General features: G+C 59.0%; 15 protein-coding genes. 9 read left to right on the top strand and 6 right to left on the bottom strand.

The genetic code is table 11. From position 1 onward, the window contains the following. Nucleotides 1-106: 106 nt before the first annotated feature. Nucleotides 107-1,195, bottom strand: coding sequence for a glycosyltransferase family 4 protein (locus AC2GXZ_RS07665; protein ID WP_483758562.1), 1,089 nt, complete (start codon nucleotides 1,193-1,195; stop codon nucleotides 107-109). A 79-nt stretch (nucleotides 1,196-1,274) separates the two neighbouring features. Next, on the bottom strand, nucleotides 1,275-2,630 hold the full coding sequence (locus tag AC2GXZ_RS07660; RefSeq protein ID WP_483758561.1) for an FAD-dependent oxidoreductase: 1,356 nt from the start codon (nucleotides 2,628-2,630) through the stop codon (nucleotides 1,275-1,277). Nucleotides 2,631-3,074: 444 nt separating this feature from the next. Here AC2GXZ_RS07660 and AC2GXZ_RS07655 point away from each other — a divergent pair, with 444 nt between their 5' ends. The 8 genes from AC2GXZ_RS07655 to AC2GXZ_RS07620 all read left to right on the top strand — a co-directional run bounded on the left by AC2GXZ_RS07655 (nucleotide 3,075) and on the right by AC2GXZ_RS07620 (nucleotide 12,756). After that, on the top strand, nucleotides 3,075-4,514 hold the full coding sequence (locus AC2GXZ_RS07655) for a lipopolysaccharide biosynthesis protein (protein WP_483758560.1): 1,440 nt from the start codon (nucleotides 3,075-3,077) through the stop codon (nucleotides 4,512-4,514). Between the two features lie 325 nt (nucleotides 4,515-4,839). Next, a complete protein-coding gene (gene rfbF, locus AC2GXZ_RS07650) occupies nucleotides 4,840-5,613 on the top strand; it encodes a glucose-1-phosphate cytidylyltransferase (protein ID WP_483758559.1) in 774 nt (257 codons plus the stop codon). A gap of 16 nt (nucleotides 5,614-5,629) precedes the next feature. Next, on the top strand, nucleotides 5,630-6,190 hold the full coding sequence (gene rfbC / locus AC2GXZ_RS07645) for a dTDP-4-dehydrorhamnose 3,5-epimerase (RefSeq protein ID WP_483758558.1): 561 nt from the start codon (nucleotides 5,630-5,632) through the stop codon (nucleotides 6,188-6,190). Then, nucleotides 6,190-7,533, top strand: coding sequence for a DUF4910 domain-containing protein (locus tag AC2GXZ_RS07640; RefSeq protein ID WP_483759376.1), 1,344 nt, complete (start codon nucleotides 6,190-6,192; stop codon nucleotides 7,531-7,533). The genes rfbC and AC2GXZ_RS07640 overlap by 1 nt, the downstream gene beginning before the upstream one ends. Next, complete coding sequence (locus AC2GXZ_RS07635) at nucleotides 7,530-8,807, top strand: methyltransferase domain-containing protein (RefSeq protein ID WP_483758557.1); 1,278 nt, start codon at nucleotides 7,530-7,532, stop codon at nucleotides 8,805-8,807. The genes AC2GXZ_RS07640 and AC2GXZ_RS07635 overlap by 4 nt, the downstream gene beginning before the upstream one ends. Nucleotides 8,808-8,908: 101 nt before the next feature. Beyond that, entirely contained in the window at nucleotides 8,909-9,955 is a 1,047-nt protein-coding gene (locus AC2GXZ_RS07630; RefSeq protein WP_483758556.1) for an NAD-dependent epimerase/dehydratase family protein, read from the top strand. A gap of 31 nt (nucleotides 9,956-9,986) precedes the next feature. After that, complete coding sequence (locus AC2GXZ_RS07625; protein ID WP_483758555.1) at nucleotides 9,987-11,318, top strand: protoporphyrinogen/coproporphyrinogen oxidase; 1,332 nt, start codon at nucleotides 9,987-9,989, stop codon at nucleotides 11,316-11,318. Nucleotides 11,319-11,361: 43 nt separating this feature from the next. Further along, entirely contained in the window at nucleotides 11,362-12,756 is a 1,395-nt protein-coding gene (locus AC2GXZ_RS07620; RefSeq protein ID WP_483758554.1) for a hypothetical protein, read from the top strand. A gap of 142 nt (nucleotides 12,757-12,898) precedes the next feature. On the opposite strand, the gene AC2GXZ_RS07615 is transcribed toward AC2GXZ_RS07620, so the two are convergent. The 4 genes from AC2GXZ_RS07615 to AC2GXZ_RS07600 form a co-directional block, all read right to left on the bottom strand. After that, nucleotides 12,899-13,813, bottom strand: coding sequence for a glycoside hydrolase family 16 protein (locus AC2GXZ_RS07615; RefSeq protein WP_483758553.1), 915 nt, complete (start codon nucleotides 13,811-13,813; stop codon nucleotides 12,899-12,901). A 422-nt stretch (nucleotides 13,814-14,235) separates the two neighbouring features. Next, a complete protein-coding gene (locus AC2GXZ_RS07610; protein ID WP_483758552.1) occupies nucleotides 14,236-14,538 on the bottom strand; it encodes a hypothetical protein in 303 nt (100 codons plus the stop codon). A 123-nt stretch (nucleotides 14,539-14,661) separates the two neighbouring features. After that, nucleotides 14,662-15,903, bottom strand: a complete 1,242-nt coding sequence (locus tag AC2GXZ_RS07605; protein WP_483759375.1) for a polysaccharide biosynthesis/export family protein — start codon at nucleotides 15,901-15,903, stop codon at nucleotides 14,662-14,664. Nucleotides 15,904-16,042: 139 nt separating this feature from the next. Beyond that, nucleotides 16,043-17,167, bottom strand: coding sequence for a glycosyltransferase (locus AC2GXZ_RS07600; protein ID WP_483758551.1), 1,125 nt, complete (start codon nucleotides 17,165-17,167; stop codon nucleotides 16,043-16,045). 279 nt (nucleotides 17,168-17,446) lie between these two features. Here AC2GXZ_RS07600 and AC2GXZ_RS07595 point away from each other — a divergent pair, with 279 nt between their 5' ends. Next, complete coding sequence (locus AC2GXZ_RS07595) at nucleotides 17,447-18,145, top strand: sugar transferase (protein ID WP_483758550.1); 699 nt, start codon at nucleotides 17,447-17,449, stop codon at nucleotides 18,143-18,145. Nucleotides 18,146-18,308: the final 163 nt, after the last annotated feature.

The raw sequence follows: 18,308 nt of genomic DNA, 5'->3' as shown, positions 1-18,308 counted from the left end.
CCGCGATTCCAGGCGTTTTTGCGGGACTTTTGAAGGCGCGATCTTCCGATCCCGGCGTCGAACTGCACCGGCATCGTGTTTTACGGCTGTTTGAGACGAGGAGATCTCAGCCTGTCTGGCTTGTCGCCAGCGCCAGTTCGGGCCGTGCCATGGCGGAGCGATAGACATTCGACGTTTCCCGCGCTACCCGCTCGATGGTGAGGTTGTCCAGTCGAAACTGGCTCCGCTCCTTCCAGGCATTGAGATTGTCCGGATCGCCGACAAGTTCTTCGAGTGCTGCGGCCAGGACGTCCGGTTCTCCGGGCGGAACCAGAAGCCCGGCCTCGCCGAATTCCAGCAACTGGGGAATGCCGTCGACATTGGTTCCGACGATTGCGCACCGCGCCTCGCGTGCCTCCGAAATCACCAGCGGTGCCGGATCGGCAAGCGAGGGCAAAACGAATATGTCGCCCGCCAGCATATACGGATAGGGATCGTCGATCGCGCCGACAAAGGTGATCGCCTCGCCGCAACCGGTCTCGGCGGCAAGCCTCCGGTAATCGTTTTCCATCGGGCCGCCGCCGATCACGTATAGCCGTGCGGCCGGATGACGGGTGTGGATGGTCTTGAAGGCATTCAGCAGATCCGGCAGCCCTTTGCGCGGATGCAGACCGCCGACAAAAACGATATTGGGTCGCGCAAGATCGGCCGGAACCATGCTGCGGGCAACGAAACGCGCCGCGCCGATCGTCCCGTTCAGCACTACGCGCAGCTTGTCCGCCGAAACCCCGCGACCGCGCATCGAGCGGCAGACGGAATCGCTGACCGCGATCACGCGTGTGCCGAGCCCCATCAGAATGGCGCTTTTCTCGAACTCATTGTGGACGGTGGTGATCAGCGGCACGCCCAGAAGCTTGCAGATCGGGTAGGCAAGCACGGCGCTGGTCATCATATGGGCGTGAATGACGTCGGGTTTCCACTCTTTCGCATGGCGTCTCAGTGCCCATAACGATCGCAGGATGGTGAGCGGCTTGCGCTCGTGGTCGAGCTGCCGGGTGTCCACCTTGTTGGCGGAAAGCAGCCGGTCGAAATCGCCGCCGCCGCTGGCAATGCACACGTCATGGCCTTGCCGCTTCTGTTCGCATGCCAGATCGACCGCCGCATGGACGTGGCCGTTCAGCCGGTTGGTGTGATTGAGGAGATGCAGGATACGCATGTTCGATTGACCCGACCTGACACGAAACAAGCTTTACTCAGACGTTCTGGCTGCAGCGGTTAGCTGCTGCGCCCGGCTTTCAGGCAGGCGCCGGATGCCGGTAACCCAATGCTTCCTCGGCTTCCAGGGTCGAAACCCGAGCCGTCGGCTGGTAGTTGAATGCACCGTGACGGCCGAAGGATTCGATGCCGAATTGCTGCAGCCTGTCGATCTGCTTGCGTGCATTGGCCGCCGCTCCATGGGCATAGATCGGATAGGCATTGTCAAGCATGTGCCCGCCTTCCAGCCTCAGATCACCGTCGAATATCCCGTTCTTGGCCACATGGCCGCGAAATTCCGCTTCGGCAAGGTCGATGCTGGTAATGGTGTCGTTGGCCACGACTTCGACGGCGAAATATTCGCGCCCGTCCGTTTTGCCATAGAAGTCCGAATAGACCGTCAACCGCTTCCAGGCGGCGTCATAGGAGAAGTTGTAGAGGATCGACTGAGCAAAGCCGCGCTCGCCCGAAAAGCTGAAATAGAGGCTGATCAGCGTGATCGTCTGCAGGGGCTGTTTCTGGTCCAGGCCGCAGAGATCGGAAACGATGTTGATCGGGATCGTCGAGATCATCCGGGCGGCGGTGATCCTTTCACCACGTGACGACGTCACCACGAACCGGTCGCCGCCGGTCTTTTCGAGCTTGACGATATCGGTGCCGAGCTTGAACACTACGCCACTTCGGCTGAGCGCCAGCCGGATCGGCTCGTAGAGTGCCGCATAACCGGCTTTCGGCCGGGCCAGTTGCTTGTTCTGCACCTGCAGCGCCGGCTTTTGCTTTTGCCAAAGCTTGCGCATCAGGTTCATCAGCGACGAATGCTCCTTGATCCAGAGCATCCGTTTTTGCGCCAGTTCCAGATCGATATGGTCGGGTGCCACCCCATAGAAGCGTGCCATGTAGTTTTCCAGCCCTGACCGCTTGAGCAGGTAGCCGCCGATCCAGTAGGCGGCGAAGTCGCGGGCATTGCGCATCTTTTTGGCCCGGATGCGCTCGAACAACACGGAAAGCGCGATCCTGAAGATGGCGACCGGTCCGGCATTGACGATGTCGTCCCGGACCGAGATCGGATAGGTGGTGATCTTCTGCTGCGGGTTCAGCCGGCCCCAGGACGGGTGGATGTGGATATACTGATCCAGCAATTGCGGAAAATGCTTCACCAGCGGAGAATCGTCCTGGAAGATCAGGCTGCCGACGTCGAATGTGAAGCCGCCGCGGGACCAGTCTATGTGGTTTCCGCCGACCTGCTCATAGCTGTCGATCACCATGATCCGCGCAGTATTCTGCTCGATCAGCACCGACGCTGCCACCAGACCGCTGACGCCGGCACCCAGGATGATCGCATCGAAGGCTTCGCTCTCGGCTATCGTTTCCTGTTGCAACTCCCAGGAATCACTCATCGATTCTCCTCCACGGGTAGCTGAAAGGCCAACAATACTGTTCCGGAATATCACGTGGTCGTAATATTTAGAATAATCTCCTGTCGTTAACGCATAAAGTCAACAGTATTATCATGTATAACTTTAAAAATATGAGAAAATATAATAAAAACATGGATTTAAACGTCAAATATATTTTGTATTTACATGTGATTTGCGCAATTGGATTATTGATGGTCAACTATGGCCGGGAGATAGAATGACAGGCCGAAATCCGGCAGGTCTATTCAATTGTTTCATATCTGCGTTCTTAGGATTTTCCGCGTCTGGCCGGCCTTGTATTGTTGACGGCAGGCGTTCGGAGCGATCTATCTGGTTAATGCTGCGGCATGAGGAGGCCTCTATCCTGCGTTTTCCGGGATTGAGGTGTGTCAGCGGTCCCTGTTGTTTGGAGTTTGGCCGTCTATGCTTGCATTCGCTACATTGAGAGGCGCGTCGTGGCTGATCTTCTCCAAGCTCATCGGTCGCCTCATAGACTTTCTCAACCTGCTCATTCTGGCACGCCTTCTCGTGCCGGCCGATTTCGGCGTGACGGCGCTTGCCATGGCGCTGGTCCTGATCATCGATACGGTGCTGGAAGTGCCGGTCACCCAGGCACTGGTCAGGCTTTCCGAGATAGACAGAAAGCACCTTGATACCGGCTTCACCCTTGCCGTGCTCAGAAGCATCTTCGTTGCCATACTGACCATCGGCTGCGCCTGGCCCTATTCCTGGATCAATGGTGACCCTGAATTGATCCCGGTGGTCTGTGTTCTGGCCATCGGCACCGTCGTCAAGGGGCTCTACAGCCCGGCCATGGTTCACTTCGCCCGCAATATCGATTTTCGTCCGACCTTCATCGCCGAGACCACCAGCAAGATCTGCGGCCTCGTCGCCGCCATCGTCATCGTTTTTACCGAGGGTGGGTATTGGGCGCTGGTGGCCAACTATGTCGTGGCCGCCAGTGTTACGACCATCATGTCCCACGTGTTTGCGCGGTATCGGCCGGTTTTTTCCTTTGCGCGGATCAATGATTTTGCCGGGTTCATGGGCTGGTTCACCGCATCGCAGATCGTCTCGGCGGTCAACTGGCAATATGATCGCCTGATGATCGGCGCCTATGTGCCGAAGGCGATGCTTGGCCGCTATACGGTGGCAAGCGACGTCGCGGTGATCCCGGTGCAGAGCTTTATCGGTCCGGCTCTGCAGCCGTTGATGTCCGCCTTTTCGAGGATGGGGTCGGACCACGGACGCGTCCGCCTCGCTTTCCTGAAGGCGATCCGCATCGCCATGCTGATTTCGGTTCCCGCTTCGCTCGGCGTGGCGCTGACGGCCGATCTGCTGACCAGCCTGCTGCTCGGCCCGAAATGGATCGAGGCTGCACCCTATCTTGCCCTGCTGTCGATCTCGATGCTGACCATGCCCTATTACCAGACGCTGAATTCACTCAGCCTCGCGCTCGATCGGCCCGACATCCTGTTCCGGCTCAACCTGATCGATCTTGTGCTGCGCACGACGATGATCTCCGCCGGGTTTTATTTCCTGTCGATCGAGGGTGTCGTTTACGCGCGGCTGGCCATGTCGGCGGTGATGGGGGTCATCTATGTCACCCAGGTGCGTGGCCTGTTGGGTGTCGGCCTGCGCAAGCAGCTCGGCAACCTCTGGAAAGTCGCAGTGGCGGGCGCCGTCATGGCCGTCGCCGTCTATTGGCTGCGGCTGCAGTCGCCGGTCGGCGCGTTGCCCGAAGTCGCCCAGATGGCGCTGGTCGCGGGCTTTGGCGCGGCAAGCTACGCGGCAGCACTCGTGGCGCTTGGCCTCAGGCTGAAACTCGGCGGAGGCCGGTTCGAACTGTTCGACGCGCGCTGAACCGGTCGCGTATTCGTTGCATTGGCAGATACGGGCGAGGGGACGTCACGGCGCGTGCCGGAGAATGTCGTCGGCCACCGTTTGCTGCGGGACTGCGCGTTGCGACGAAATTTGCCCGCATCCCGTGCTCAATTCTTGGTCATGCGATTTTATTCTTGGCATGTGTATTTTAAATTCTTAACAAGTAATAAAAATCTCTTGCCCATCCATATGAAGTATGTTTGTCTACTTATATCACGTGAATTTGCCAGCATTAGAGTAAGTTGTGTGTTTCAATGCGGCGTCCATCCTGGTGGATCCTGCAGAGCGGGTGGCGTGTTTTACTATGAAGGCAGTTATTTTGGCGGGCGGTCTTGGAACAAGACTGTCTGAAGAGACGTCGACTGTTCCAAAGCCTTTGGTTGAAATTGGCGGAGAGCCAATTCTCTGGCATATCATGAAGATATACGCTGCACATGGCGTGAAAGACTTCATTATATGCTGTGGCTACAAGGGTCATTTGATCAAGAAGTTCTTTGAGGACTTCCGCATGCGTGGTTCGAGCGTAACTTTCGATCTCGCGACATCGGATGTGACTTATCTTGACCCGCCCGGCGAAGACTGGCGTGTCACGCTGGCAGATACCGGGGCTGAGACGATGACCGGCGGCAGGCTTGCCCGCATCCGGCATTTGCTGGGCAACGAGCCGTTTTTCATGACCTATGGGGATGGGGTTGGGGATATCGACCTGACGGAGCTGTTGAAGTTCCACAAGGATCACGGCAAGAGCGCCACCGTGACGGCAGTTCAGCCCGTCGGCCGCTTTGGCGCGATGTTCCTGGAAGATCAGGATCCACGGGTGCAGGCGTTCAACGAGAAGCCGGAAAACGGTGGAACCTGGATCAGCGGTGGTTTCTTCGTTCTCGACCCGTCGGTTCTGAGCCTGATTGAGGGCGATGAGGTGATGTGGGAGCGGGGTCCCATGGATGAGCTCGCCAAGCAGGGCGAGCTGATGGCCTACCGCCATCGCGGCTTCTGGCATCCGATGGATACCTTGCGCGACAAGACCGTGCTGAACGAGATGTGGGCGTCCCGCTCGGCACAATGGAAAGTCTGGTAGCTTCGGGGGAGGCGTCATGAATTTCACCTCTCTCGGCGGTTCGGATGCACAGGTCGTCGATCTCAGGGTCCATGCCGACAATCGCGGCAGCTTTGCCCGTGTCTGGTGCACGCAACTGTTTGAAGAGGCCGGCATCGCGTTCTCGCCGGTCCAGGGCAATACCTCGCTGACGAAAACGCGTGGCGCTGTGCGCGGGATGCATTTCCAGCGGGCCCCGCATGCGGATGCCAAGGTGGTGCGTTGCAGCCATGGGCGCATCCACGACGTGATCGTCGATCTTCGCGAGGGGTCGGAGACACTCGGGGAGAGCTTCCATGTCGAGCTCGGCGCCGATAACGGCAGGATGCTCTACATCCCTGCCGGCTTCGCCCACGGCTTCCAGGCGGTGAGCGAGGATGCGGTTGTCGAATATCTGATGGGCGCGGCCTATCACCCTGAGCTCTATGATGGAGCGCGTTACGATGATCCTTTGATCTCGATCAGGTGGCCGCAGCCCGTCACGGAAATTTCGGAGAAGGATCTGGCCTGGCCTGATCTTGCGGGCAGATTGCCCTGGCTCCGGCGGAGTGCGGCATGATGCTGGATGGTGTATTCAAGATTGCGGGCAATGGTGGGGGAGGCCCTGACGGGGGAGGTCGCGTGCCGCCGCTCGATATGATGGCGCTGCTGAGAAACTTGTTTCCTCTGCCGCGCAGTCTGACGGGCGACGGTGTTCGCGCAACCTTGCAGGGGCTGAAGGCGCATCTGCCGCTGGACATCCAGGAGGTCGCTACCGGCACACCGGTCTTCGACTGGGAGGTGCCGCGCGAATGGAATATCCGTGGTGCCACGATCAAGACGCTTGACGGTCGCGTGCTGGTCGATTTCGCCGAGAACAACCTGCATGTCGTCGGCTACAGCGTGCCCGTCAGTGGCGTCTTTTCCCGCGGGGAACTGGCCGGCCATATCCACACGCTTCCCGACCAGCCGGCGGCGATCCCTTACCGCACGTCCTATTATGCGCAGAACTGGGGCTTCTGCCTGCCACATGCGCTGTGGCAGACGATGCAGGACGACAGCTACCGGGTCGAGATCGACAGCACGCTGACCGATGGCGCGCTCACCTATGGCGAGCTTTTCGTTCCCGGCGAAACGGACGAAGAGATCCTGATCTCCGTCCATATCTGCCATCCGAGCCTTGCCAACGACAATCTCTCCGGCATCGTGGTGGCCGCCGCATTGGCGCAACATTATCTGGCGCAGCCGTCGAGACGGTTCGGTATCCGCTTTCTGTTCCTGCCGGCAACGATCGGCGCGATCACCTGGCTGGCGCAGAACGAGGCAGGCCTGCAAAAGATCGTCCACGGTCTGGTTCTGACCTGTATCGGCGACGAGGGACCATTCCACTACAAGAAGACCGTTGATGGTGCGGTGGTCGATCTGGCGGCCGAGCATGTGCTGCGCCACAGCGGCCACGCTTTCGAGACCCTGGAATTCTCGCCCTATGGTTACGACGAGCGCCAATATGGTTCACCGGGCATCGCGTTGCCGGTCGGCTGCCTGATGCGCGCCGTCCATGGCACATTCCCCGAATACCATACCTCGCTCGACAATTGCGATTTCGTCACCGGCACGGCACTTGCCCAGTCTCTCGGCCTGCTCACCGACCTGATCGACCTTTTGCAGCAGAACCGCACCTATCGGCGCGTCGACGGCAGGGGGGAACCCCAGCTCGGCCGTCGCGGGCTTTACCGCGCCATCGCCGGCCAGAAAGAGGCCGGAGGCGCCTCGCAGATGGACCTGCTCTGGGTTCTCAACCAATGCGACGGCAAGCGCTCTCTTCTCGATATCGCGGAACGTGCCAAGGCGCCGTTTTCGCGCATACGTGCCGCAGCAGATCTTTGTTTGGACGCCGAATTAATCACGGAGGTTAAGCCATGACCATTGCAAGCATTCAAGTGGAAGCCTCTTTGCCGAAGTCCGGCCGCATCGTCGCGTGCCGGTCCTGCGGTGGCAGTCATCTCGATACCATCCTCGATCTCGGCAACCAGCCGCTTGCCAACGCGCTGCTGGAGCCGGAACAGCTCGGCCTGCCCGAACAGCTTTTCCCGCTCGAAGTCATCCTCTGCCAGGATTGCGGCCTGGCCCAGGTCAGCGAGGATGTGCCGCCGGAAATTCTCTTCGGCCAGGACTATCCTTATTTTTCGTCCTTCATTCCGGCCCTGCTTGTCCATAGCCGTGAACACGCGCTCGATCTGATCGCCGAACGTGGCCTCGGATCCGACAATCTCATCGTCGAGATCGCCAGCAATGACGGTTATCTGCTGAAGAACTTTGTCGAGAACGGCATTCCGGTCCTCGGCATCGACCCGGCCTCGGGTCCCGCCAAGGCGGCAATCGCGATCGGCGTGCCGACCGTCATCGATTTCTTCGGCCGCGACGTGGCGACGAAGCTGGTGGCCGAGGGCAAGCGCGCCTCCGTCATGCTGGCCAATAACGTGCTCGCCCATGTCAACGACATCAACACCTTCGTCGAGGGATTTGCCATCCTGCTCGCCGATGACGGCATCGCCGAATTCGAGTTCCCTTACGTCAAGGACCTGATCGAAGCTTGCGCTTTCGACACCATCTATCACGAGCATTTCTTCTATTATTCGCTGGCAGCGCTCGAACCGCTGATGGGCCGCCACGGTCTTTATCTCAATGATGCCAAGAAGCTCGATATCCATGGCGGCTCGTTGCGTCTGCGGGTGTCGAAGACCGAAGGCAAGTCCGAACGGCTGCAGAAGATGCAGGCCGAGGAAGACGCGATGGGCCTTACCGGTTTCGATTGCTACCGTGATTTCGGTCTTCGCGTGTCGGGCATTCGCGATGGTCTGCGCAAGATGCTCGGCGAGTTCCGCGACGAAGGCAAGACGGTTGCCGCTTACGGCGCCGCGGCCAAGGGCGCGACGCTTCTGAATTACGCCGATCTGCCCACCGGCACGATCGCCTATGTGGTCGATCGCAACACCCACAAGGTCGGCAAGTTCATGCCCGGCGTCCGCCTGCCGATCAAGCCGGTCGAAGAGCTGCAGACGGCGCCGACCGATTACCTTTTGATCCTGCCCTGGAATTTCGCCGACGAGATCGTCGTCCAGCAGGCGGATTACCACAAGAACGGCGGCACCTTCCTCAAGGCGATCCCGTATCCGCAGGAAATCGAGGTCGCCTGACGCCCGGCCTCTCGGGGCCGGTCGATCCTGTTCACCATGCCGATGCCGCCGATCCGGCGGCCGGCGCCATCACCACCATCGTTTAGTAACAGGGGTCTCGCATGCGTATCTTGATCACGGGAAACATGGGTTACATCGGCCCGGTCGTGGCTGCACATTTTCGCGCGGTCTGGCCCGATGCCGAGCTGATCGGCTTCGATACCGGCTATTTCGCCCAATGCCTGACCGTGCCGGACGAGTTCCCGGAGCGCGTCCTCGACCGGCAGATTTTCGGTGACGTCAGGGATTTTCCGGTGGAACTGCTGGAAGGCGTCGATGCCGTCGTGCATCTCGCAGCCCTGTCCAACGATCCGATCGGCGCCCGTTTCGAGAAGCAGACCGAAGGTATCAACTACCGGGCCAGCATCGATATCGCCGGCGCGGCGGCGGAAGCGGGCGTAAAGAGCTTCGTTTTTGCCTCCAGTTGCAGTGTTTACGGTTACGCCGAGGGTGGTCCGCGCAAGGAAACCGACACGCTGACGCCGTTGACCGCCTATGCCCGGTCGAAGATCGCTACCGAACAGGCACTGGAACAGCTTGAAGCGCCGGATATGGCAATCACCTGCCTCCGGTTCGCCACCGCCTGCGGCCAGTCGCCGAGGCTGAGGCTCGATCTGGTGCTCAACGATTTCGTCGCCACCGCACTGTCCACCGGCGAGATCAAGGTGTTGAGTGATGGCACGCCCTGGCGGCCGCTGATCGACGTCAAGGATATGGCGCGTGCGATGGAATGGGCGATCAAGCGCGACGTCGATAATGGCGGCCGTTTCGTCGCCATCAATGCCGGCCGCAACGAAAACAACTACCAGGTCTCGCAGCTCGCCGAGGCCGTGGCCGAGGCAATCCCCGGCACCCGCGTGTCGATCAACAAGGATGCGCTGCCGGACCTGCGTTCCTACCAGGTTGATTTCACCCGCTTTGCCAAGGCGGCGCCCGATCATCAGCCGGCGATCTCGCTGTCTGAATCGATCACCCGCCTGGTGAACGGCCTGACGACGGCCAGGGACGCCGGGCGCGAAGTGGTTCCGGCGGCGGCCAAGCGATTGGCCACCCTCGAACGTCTCATGGATGCGGGCCGTCTTTCCGACGACGTCCGCTGGGTGAATTGAACGGCCAGTCAATGATGGCAAGGGAAGCATGATGGAGCATCAGGGATACGCGATCTTGGGCGGCGGCATGGCCGGGTTCGGCGCCGCCAACGTTCTTTTTGCCAATGGCATACGGGCAAGGATTTATGACAAGCGGTCGAGGCCGGGTGGCCTGACCTCGAGTTTCGGCTCCGGCGACGGTTTCGTCTTCGACGAAGGCGTGCACATATCCTTCACCAGGAACCCGCGGGTGAAGGACCTGTTCGCGGAATCCACCGGCCAGCAGTTCGAGGTCGGCAATGTCTATTGCAACAACTACTGGCAGGGACACTGGATCAAGCATCCGGCCCAGGTCAACCTGCATGGCCTGCCGGCGGATCTGGTGGTCAATTGCATCAAGGACTTCATCGAGGCGCGGCAGGTCGAGAACCCGAAGATCGACAATTACGAAGACTGGCTGATGGCTGCCTTCGGCAAGACCTTCGCCGACACTTTCCCGGCGGTCTATACGCGCAAGTATCACACGACCGGCGCGGAGAATATGTCGACCGACTGGCTCGGCCCGCGCCTCTACCGGCCCAATCTCGAAGAGGTCCTGCGCGGGGCTATAGAACATGAGCCGCTCGATGTCTTTTACGTCAACGAGTTCCGTTATCCGACGCTGGGCGGCTTCGAATCCTTCATCAGCGGCTTTTACGACAAGGCCGAGGTGCTGTGCGATCACGAGATCGCGGCGATCGACGTGAAGGAGAAGCGGCTGACCTTCAAGGACGGCACGACCCATGACTTCAACAAGTTGATTTCGTCTCTGCCGCTTCCGATCGTCATTCCGCTGATCAAGGGCGCGCCTGACGAGGTCCGTGAAGCGGCCGCAAGGCTTGCCTGCACCCAGGTCGTGGTCGTCAATATCGGCCTTAACCGGCCGATCGACACCAAGCCGCAATGGTCCTATTTCTACGACGAGGACATCCCCTTTGCGCGCGTCAGCTATCGTGGCAACCTGTCTAAAAAGAGCGTGCCGGATGGCTGCGGCGCGCTGCAGGCCGAGATCTATTTCAGCGAGAAATACCGTCCGCTGACCGGCAGCCCGGATGCCTGGATCGAACCGGCAATCGATGCGTTGATCAAGTGCGGCATCGTCCTGTCGCGCGACGAGATCATCCACCAGAGCGCGATCATGCTGCCCTTCGGCAATGTCATTTTCGATCTGGACCGCAAGGCCGCGGTCGATATCGTGCACGGTTATCTCGACGAGATCGGCATCGAATATTGCGGCAGGTTCGGCCAATGGGGGTATATCTGGACGGATGCCGCCTTCCTGAGTGGCGAACGGGCAGCCCGTTCGGCGCTTGGCCTTGCCAGCATGGTCGAGGAACAGGGGTGACGGCGCCCAGCGTCCGCACTCTGCCGGCGGCGGGGGCTCAGCGATGAGCATCCCGCCGGTCGGCATTTTCACACTTATCGTCGGCATCATCTGCCTGATGTCGGGTTATCGTGCGACGGCGATTGCCTTCGGAGCGATGACGGTGTTCGGCGGGGCGGCGGCGATGCTGATCGGCTCGGCCGGCATCCAGCCCGGTCATCTCTTTGTCGGCTTTCTGGCTCTTGCGACCTTGTCCTACCGCGACAAGATGAAGGTCGCGATCGATGCGCTGGCCTTTCCCAACCCGGCCTTCTGGCTCATCTGCCTTCTCACCTATGGTGTCATCACCGGCTATTTCGCCCCCCGACTGTGGGCGCAGACGATGAACATCATCCCGCTGGGGTCCTCGGAATATCCCGATACCGGCGGGGCCGTGCCGCTTGGCCCGGTATCGAGCAATTTTACCCAGGCAGTTTATTACACCGCCGATATCGTCACTTTCGTCATGGTCGTGGCGCTCGGCTCGACCATGTCCGGTTTTCGGGCGGTGACATTCGGCGTCATGGCCTTTGCGGCGGCCAACCTGTTTTTCGGCATCGTCGATCTCGTCAGCTTCGGCACCGGGGTGCAGGATCTCCTCGGTTATATCCGCAATGCGCCTTATGCCTTTCACGACGAGGACATGGTGGCCGGGGTCAAGCGTGTCGTCGGCTCGTGGCCGGAAGCCTCCACCTTTGCCTGTATCAGTCTCGGTGCGGTCGGGTTCACCGGGACGATGCGCATCTGCGGGCGCCACAGCAGGGTAAACGGTTTTCTGTTTCTCCTGTCCTCGATCATGGTCATCCGGTCGACCTCGTCATCGGGCCTGTTCGGCCTGCCGGTCTGCCTCGTCATCCTTTATTTCACCTGCCTGCTGCGCTGTGGCGGACAGTCCGGCACGCGGATCAGCGCCACGGTGGTCATCTTCGCGCCGATCGTCCTTGTTCTGCTGGCGATGATGATCGTCATGTATGACGAGCTTTATCGCCAGCTCTATGCCTATTTCGACCTTCTCCTGTTCAGCAAGGCGAGTTCGGCATCGGGTGTCGAGCGGGGCATGTGGAATGCCTATGGCTGGAGCAATTTTCTCGATTCCTACGGGCTCGGCGTCGGGCTTGGAACGGCGCGCACATCGAGTTTCATCTTCGCGCTCCTCTCCAATGTCGGCATTCCCGGAACGCTGTTTTTCTCGCTCTTCTTCTTTTCGGCCTTCCTGACGCCGCGCGGCGAGGCACGGACATATGACGGCGACGTGCGGCTTGCCGCCCGCAATGGCTGCCTCTGCCTGCTGGTCGGCGCGGTCGTCGCCGTCGCCACCGTCGATACCGGGCTGTTGTTCTTCATCATGGCAGGGCTTGCCACGGCCGTGCCGTCGGAGGAACCGGAGACCTCTGTCTCACCTGTCGTGGTGCGGGTCTGACGCATGTCGCGCCAATAGGTTTAGCAATCCTGCGGCAATGATGGCCTAAAAAGAACAGAGGCTTAGCATGCGAGCCGTGGATCGGCATGGCCGCTCCACGGCTCCTGGCCGAAGGTTGTGAGAAAACTGGGCTGGTAATCGTTCAGGAATAGACCCTGAAATAATCCACGCGCATCGACGTCTCCAGATGTTCGGCAGGCATCGGATCGGGATAGGGGACATCCGCACGCAGAGCCAGGGTCAGCAGCGGCCAGAATACGTCGTTGTTTGCCGTCAGTTCCGCTGCCCGCGTGATCGGCCAGATAGCCGGCCTGCCTGTCGCCGGATCGTTGACCGGCTTGCGCTCGAAATACGGCCTGCATTCGGTTTCCGTCACCAGCATGCCGTAACGGAGATATTGTGTCGTCATGTCGACCGGCGTGTTGACGCCGACCACTTCGTGATGTTCGCCGGGTTGTCCCCATTCATGCAGGTAGGCACCGTAGGTCGAAGGCTCGAAACCCTTTTGCTCGACAACATCGATCTCGATGCTGGTTTTCGGGAAAAGGATGCTGCGGCCATTCATGAACCAGAAGGCTGGCCAGGAGAGCGGATGTTTCGGAAAAATCATCCGCGCTTCGAAATAACCCGTTCTCCAGCCTTTCAGGATTGTTCCGTCGAGGCGCGCGGTCTGCAGGTTGCCCGATACCCACTGAGAATCCGAGATTTTGTTGCCGAAATAATAGGGCACCGACATTTCGCGGCCGATATATTTGGCCGAGATCTGCAGAGCCTTGCCGTTTGTTGCGGCCACGTCGTCGACGATCGCATAGGGATTGAAACCTTCCTCGCCGGTGCTGCGGGCAAAGGCGGATCGTCCGTAGAAACCCGGATCGAATGTCGTTGCCTTGCGGCCTGCTTCCCATATCGTCCAGTCGATCGTCCGGAACTGTTCGTCGAACGTGAGTTTGAGCCCGGACGTGGGGTCGTCGGCTGCGTGAGCTCTGGCGCCGAACATCGAGCCGGCGCCGGCCAGAAGAGAAGCCTTTACAAAAGTCCTGCGGTGCAACGTCGACATATCTTTTCCTTCATCGGAGGAGGGTGCGCGTTTGTCTGCAAGGCAGCAATGTCTACCGACAAACGCATCCATGCGAATTCTTGCAGGCATAGGATGTTCTGAACGGCTGTATTGTTTTGCTTCATATCTATTCTGAAATATGAAGATTCATCATATCTTTCTTATGTATTGATAGAATAAAACGTGGATGGACATGGCGTCCATCGAAATAAATATTGACGGGATGATTTTATCGTGACGGCAGGGAGGCAAGGCGGCCCTCAGTCAGCCTCGCTGATGCCGCGCGCCTGTCCAAAAGCATCGGCCCGTTTCGCAGCGTCCGCCGCACATGACCGATGCCGTGCTGAAACGACCGGAATATCGGCGGTGAATGTCACGAAATCCGAGCAACGGAAGTTCTGGCAAAACCGGCAGGAAACGTCTTAAGGGCGGCGGTCGCGCACATATTCCTGCGCTGCTTCCAGTTCCGGTCTTTCGCGTCCGGCAGCTTTCGCGCGGAGGTGAACGAAATAGCGCAGCAGATGGCTCGCCATATAGCCGAGAGCAAGTGCCGTGCTCAGCATCAGCGACCACGACAATGCAGACAGGATTGCCATGCCCGACATGGCGGCGGAGAAAAGGAAGACCGCTGCGATCAGTACCGCAAGCATCGCAAAGACGACGACATGAAGCCAGATTCCGCACAAGGCGCCAATTGCGGCGGACAGCATCAGAGCCCAGATCACTACGTTGCACTCAACTTCTATTAGGTATTCCTAATATTAAGTATCGCACGCGTATACCGCCCCGATCAAGGGCCGGAGGTCGGAATTCACGATATTGCCCCCGTTAAGGTTGATTTATGCGCCTTATTGCGTCGTCGAAATCGGCACAGTCGGGGAGACGTCCAGCTGCGGCTCCACGCGGATGACGTCGCCCGGCAGCACGGCATCCTCGTCCTTGACGACAAACGTGTCGGCGCTTCCGTTGACCGTCCGGCTGATCTTGGTGATCGTCCGCGGCCGGCCCTCTGCCGTCATCGCCGAAAGTGCCGCCGGCACGCGCATTTCGATATTGAGCATCAGCGCCTTGCCGGTCTTGGTCTTTTCGTCATTGGCGGCAATCCGGTCCCTGAGGTCCGCGGCTTCCGTCAGGGCCGAGGCCTTGTATTTTTCAGCCACCGCCTGCGCATCCTGATCGAGCTTGGTCAGGTCCTGCTGCGTGGTCAGGATGGCGAGCGACACGTCGAGATTGCGGCTTTCGAGATCTGCGACATTCTGGTTGGCGCCAAGCTGACGGGCCGATACGGTCAGGCCCTGCGACACAAGCTTGTTGACCGAATTCAGGTCCTTGCTGGCCATGTCGATCTGCTTGCTCAGCGATATTTCCTTCTGCTTCAGCGCCTCGAGCTGGTTCTTGGCGAGAACCTTCGACTGTTCCAAAGCCGACAGATCCGACTGCATCGACCGCAGGCGGCTGTCGAGCAGGGCCTGCTCGTTGCGCATCAGCTGCGCAACGCCTGCCTGCGTGCTCCGCTCCGTCAGTTCACGCGGAAAACTGATCTTGCTGCTGTTTGCCAGCATTGCATCGACGCGGGCCTGCCTGGCGACAAGGCCGGTCCGCTCGGCATCGAGTTCCCGCATCGATCCCTGGTTGACCAGGGTCTCGCGCTGGATCTCCATGATCTTCGGATCGATGCTGCCGCTGCCGCCGGCCATGCTGAGAGCCTGTGTCACGGTGAGGCCGGGCAGATAGTTGAACTTACCGGGACTGGCCACCGCGCCGGTGACGAAGAACGGCCGGTAGCTTGAAATTTCGATCGAAGCATTCGGCCGTTTCTGCAGGCCGATCTGTTGCTGCAACTGTTCTCCGATGATGTCGCCCACTTCCTCAGGGGTTTTGCCGGCGACCGGGATCGTGCCGACGATCGGCAGCGACAGCGTGCCGGAGGCCGACACGGTGAATTCTCCCGTCAGCGGCACCCACTCGAAGGCCACGCCGGCGCTCGGACGCCATTCGAAGACGCGGATCTTGAGGACGTCAAGCGGACCGAGCAGGTAGGTCGATGCCAGGGCAGGCGAAAAAGTCGACGCAAGAACAAGCGAAATCATCGCAAACAACGAGGATCTCGTGGCGAAGAGTGATGCTATCTTATGACGGCGGCTGCAAGCGGCTGTTTCAGAAGAAGAATTACCATGCGTCACGTCGCGCTGCTCCTTCGCTTCCCGTGTCTGTTTCGCACGGCCCGTGTCATGCGATCTGTGCCGGGCGTACCGCTGGAGGCGGTTCGGTTCCCAGCGCCTTGTAGGCGAATGTGCTGAACTTGCGGATGAAGACCGGCGTGGCGAAATCGGCGGCACGCATCACCGCGTCCGACGGATCGAGGTCCATGCGGTCCAGACGGTCGCAGGCATCGATCAGCCCCTCGATCGACTGGTCCTTGAAGAACACGCCCGTCTTGCCGTCGATCACGGTTTCGGTCGCGCCGCCGCGTCCGAATGCGATCACCGGGCGTCCGCTCGCCATCGCTTCCAGCGGAACGATGCCGAAATCCTCCTCGCCCGGAAAGATCAGCGCCCTGCACCGGGCATAGTGGTATTTCAGCACGTCGAAGGACTGCGGTCCCATGATCGTCACGGTCGGTCCGGCGATCTTGCGCAAATAGTCCAGCATTTCGCCGCCGCCGATGACAACCAGCTTTTTCTTCATCAGGTTGAAGGCCTCGACGGCAAGATCCGGTCGTTTGTAACCGACCAGTTCACCGACCATCAGGTAATGGTCTCCGACTTCGCTGATCGGCACCGGCCTGAATGCCTGGGTATCGACCGGCGGGTGGATCACGTCGGCATCGCGGCGGTAGTAGCTGCGGATACGGTTGGCGACGGTCACCGAATTGGCGGCAAAATGGTCGACACGGCTTGCCGTGCCGATGTCCCAGGCCCGCAGCCGGTGGGCCAGCGGCGGCATCATCAGCCGCGTCAGTATTCCCGACTTGCGATAGTATTCATGGTACATGTTCCAGACATACCGCATCGGCGAATGGCAATAACATATATGGACCGCCGGCGAGTTCGGAATGACGCCCTTTGCCGGCCCGGATTCGCTGCTGATCACCAGATCGTACTGGTTGAGATCGAGCTGCTCCAGCGCCATCGGCATCAAGGGCAGGTATTTCTTATACATCCGCTTTGCATAAGGCAAAGAATTGATGAAGGTTGGATAGATCGTGTGCGAATTAATAGCAGCCGATATTGAATCCTTGTCATACACATGCGTGTAGATGTCGGCCTGTGGATAAATCTTGCAGATTGCTTCGAGAACTTTTTCACCGCCTCGCATTCCTACGAGCCAATAGTGTATAATTGCAACGCGCATGAGTTACCCCGTGAGAACCGTTATATTCACGAACCGTGTTAACGTCTGCTAATCTGTAGGATATATTCAGGCTATTGATTTGTTCCAAAGAAGAACTAAGCGGGAACGGCCCGGAAGGCCGCTATAAAGACTTCCAGTATGTCACCATCATTTTCAGTAGACTACAAGCAATAAATATATTGTCAAACTTTTAAGCATTTGTTAGCAATGATTAACAGTGCAAGAAGTGCAGTATGATCCGCTGATCTTAGATCACATTTGCTGACATGGAGTGCGTCGATGGGTGACGTTAATGTAAACGCTGGCGATGCAGTCGTTCAGCGGTTATTCGTGCCTGAAACTGCAAAATTGAGAACGTCCCCGAGACTGTCGTTATTTGTAAAGCGAGCAGTGGACATCGTTATTTCTCTTATCGCGTTATTCGTGCTTGCGCCGTTGATCCTGACGACGGCGCTGATGCTTCTGATCGTCCAGGGAAGGCCGTTCTTCATCGCCCACAGGCGTGTCGGAAGAGGCGGGGCGATGTTTCCATGCCTGAAATTCAGGACGATGGTCAATAATAACGAGGCGTTGCTTGAGAAATACTTGGCAGCAAATCCGGCAGAGCGGGCCGAGTGGCTTGCGACCCGCAAGCTCAAAAACGACCCGCGCGTCACGCCTTTCGGGATTTTCCTGCGCAAGAGCAGCATCGATGAACTACCCCAGCTGATCAACGTTCTTTTCGGTCACATGAGTATAGTCGGGCCGCGTCCGATCGTGCAGAGCGAGCTGGAATTCTACGGCCCGAACTATGTCGACTATATCCGTGTTCGCCCCGGTCTGACGGGCCTCTGGCAGGTGAGCGGCCGCAGCGATACCGACTTCAACAGGCGGGTTCAGCTCGATGCCCAATACGTCGCCAGCCGCAGCCTGATCGGCGACGTCGTCATCATGGTAAAGACTATTCCCGCAGTCTTGAACGCACGCGGAAGTTATTAAGTCCAGTTTCTGCTTTTGATACCGTGAATTACTGTTTATACTTGCGATAGATTGAGCTCCGGCGAAATATGAAGCGCGCTTGCCGGGATTGTGGAGGAACAGGGAGCCGGAGCGTCCAGTGCAATCTGGCTTGAGCCGGAAATGTTCGAACTGTCATGCATGA

It is taken from the genome of Aliirhizobium sp. YIM B11859, assembly GCF_057163345.1.
Note: the sequence above shows the minus strand (reverse complement) of the source record. Positions and strands in the feature narration are given on the sequence as shown.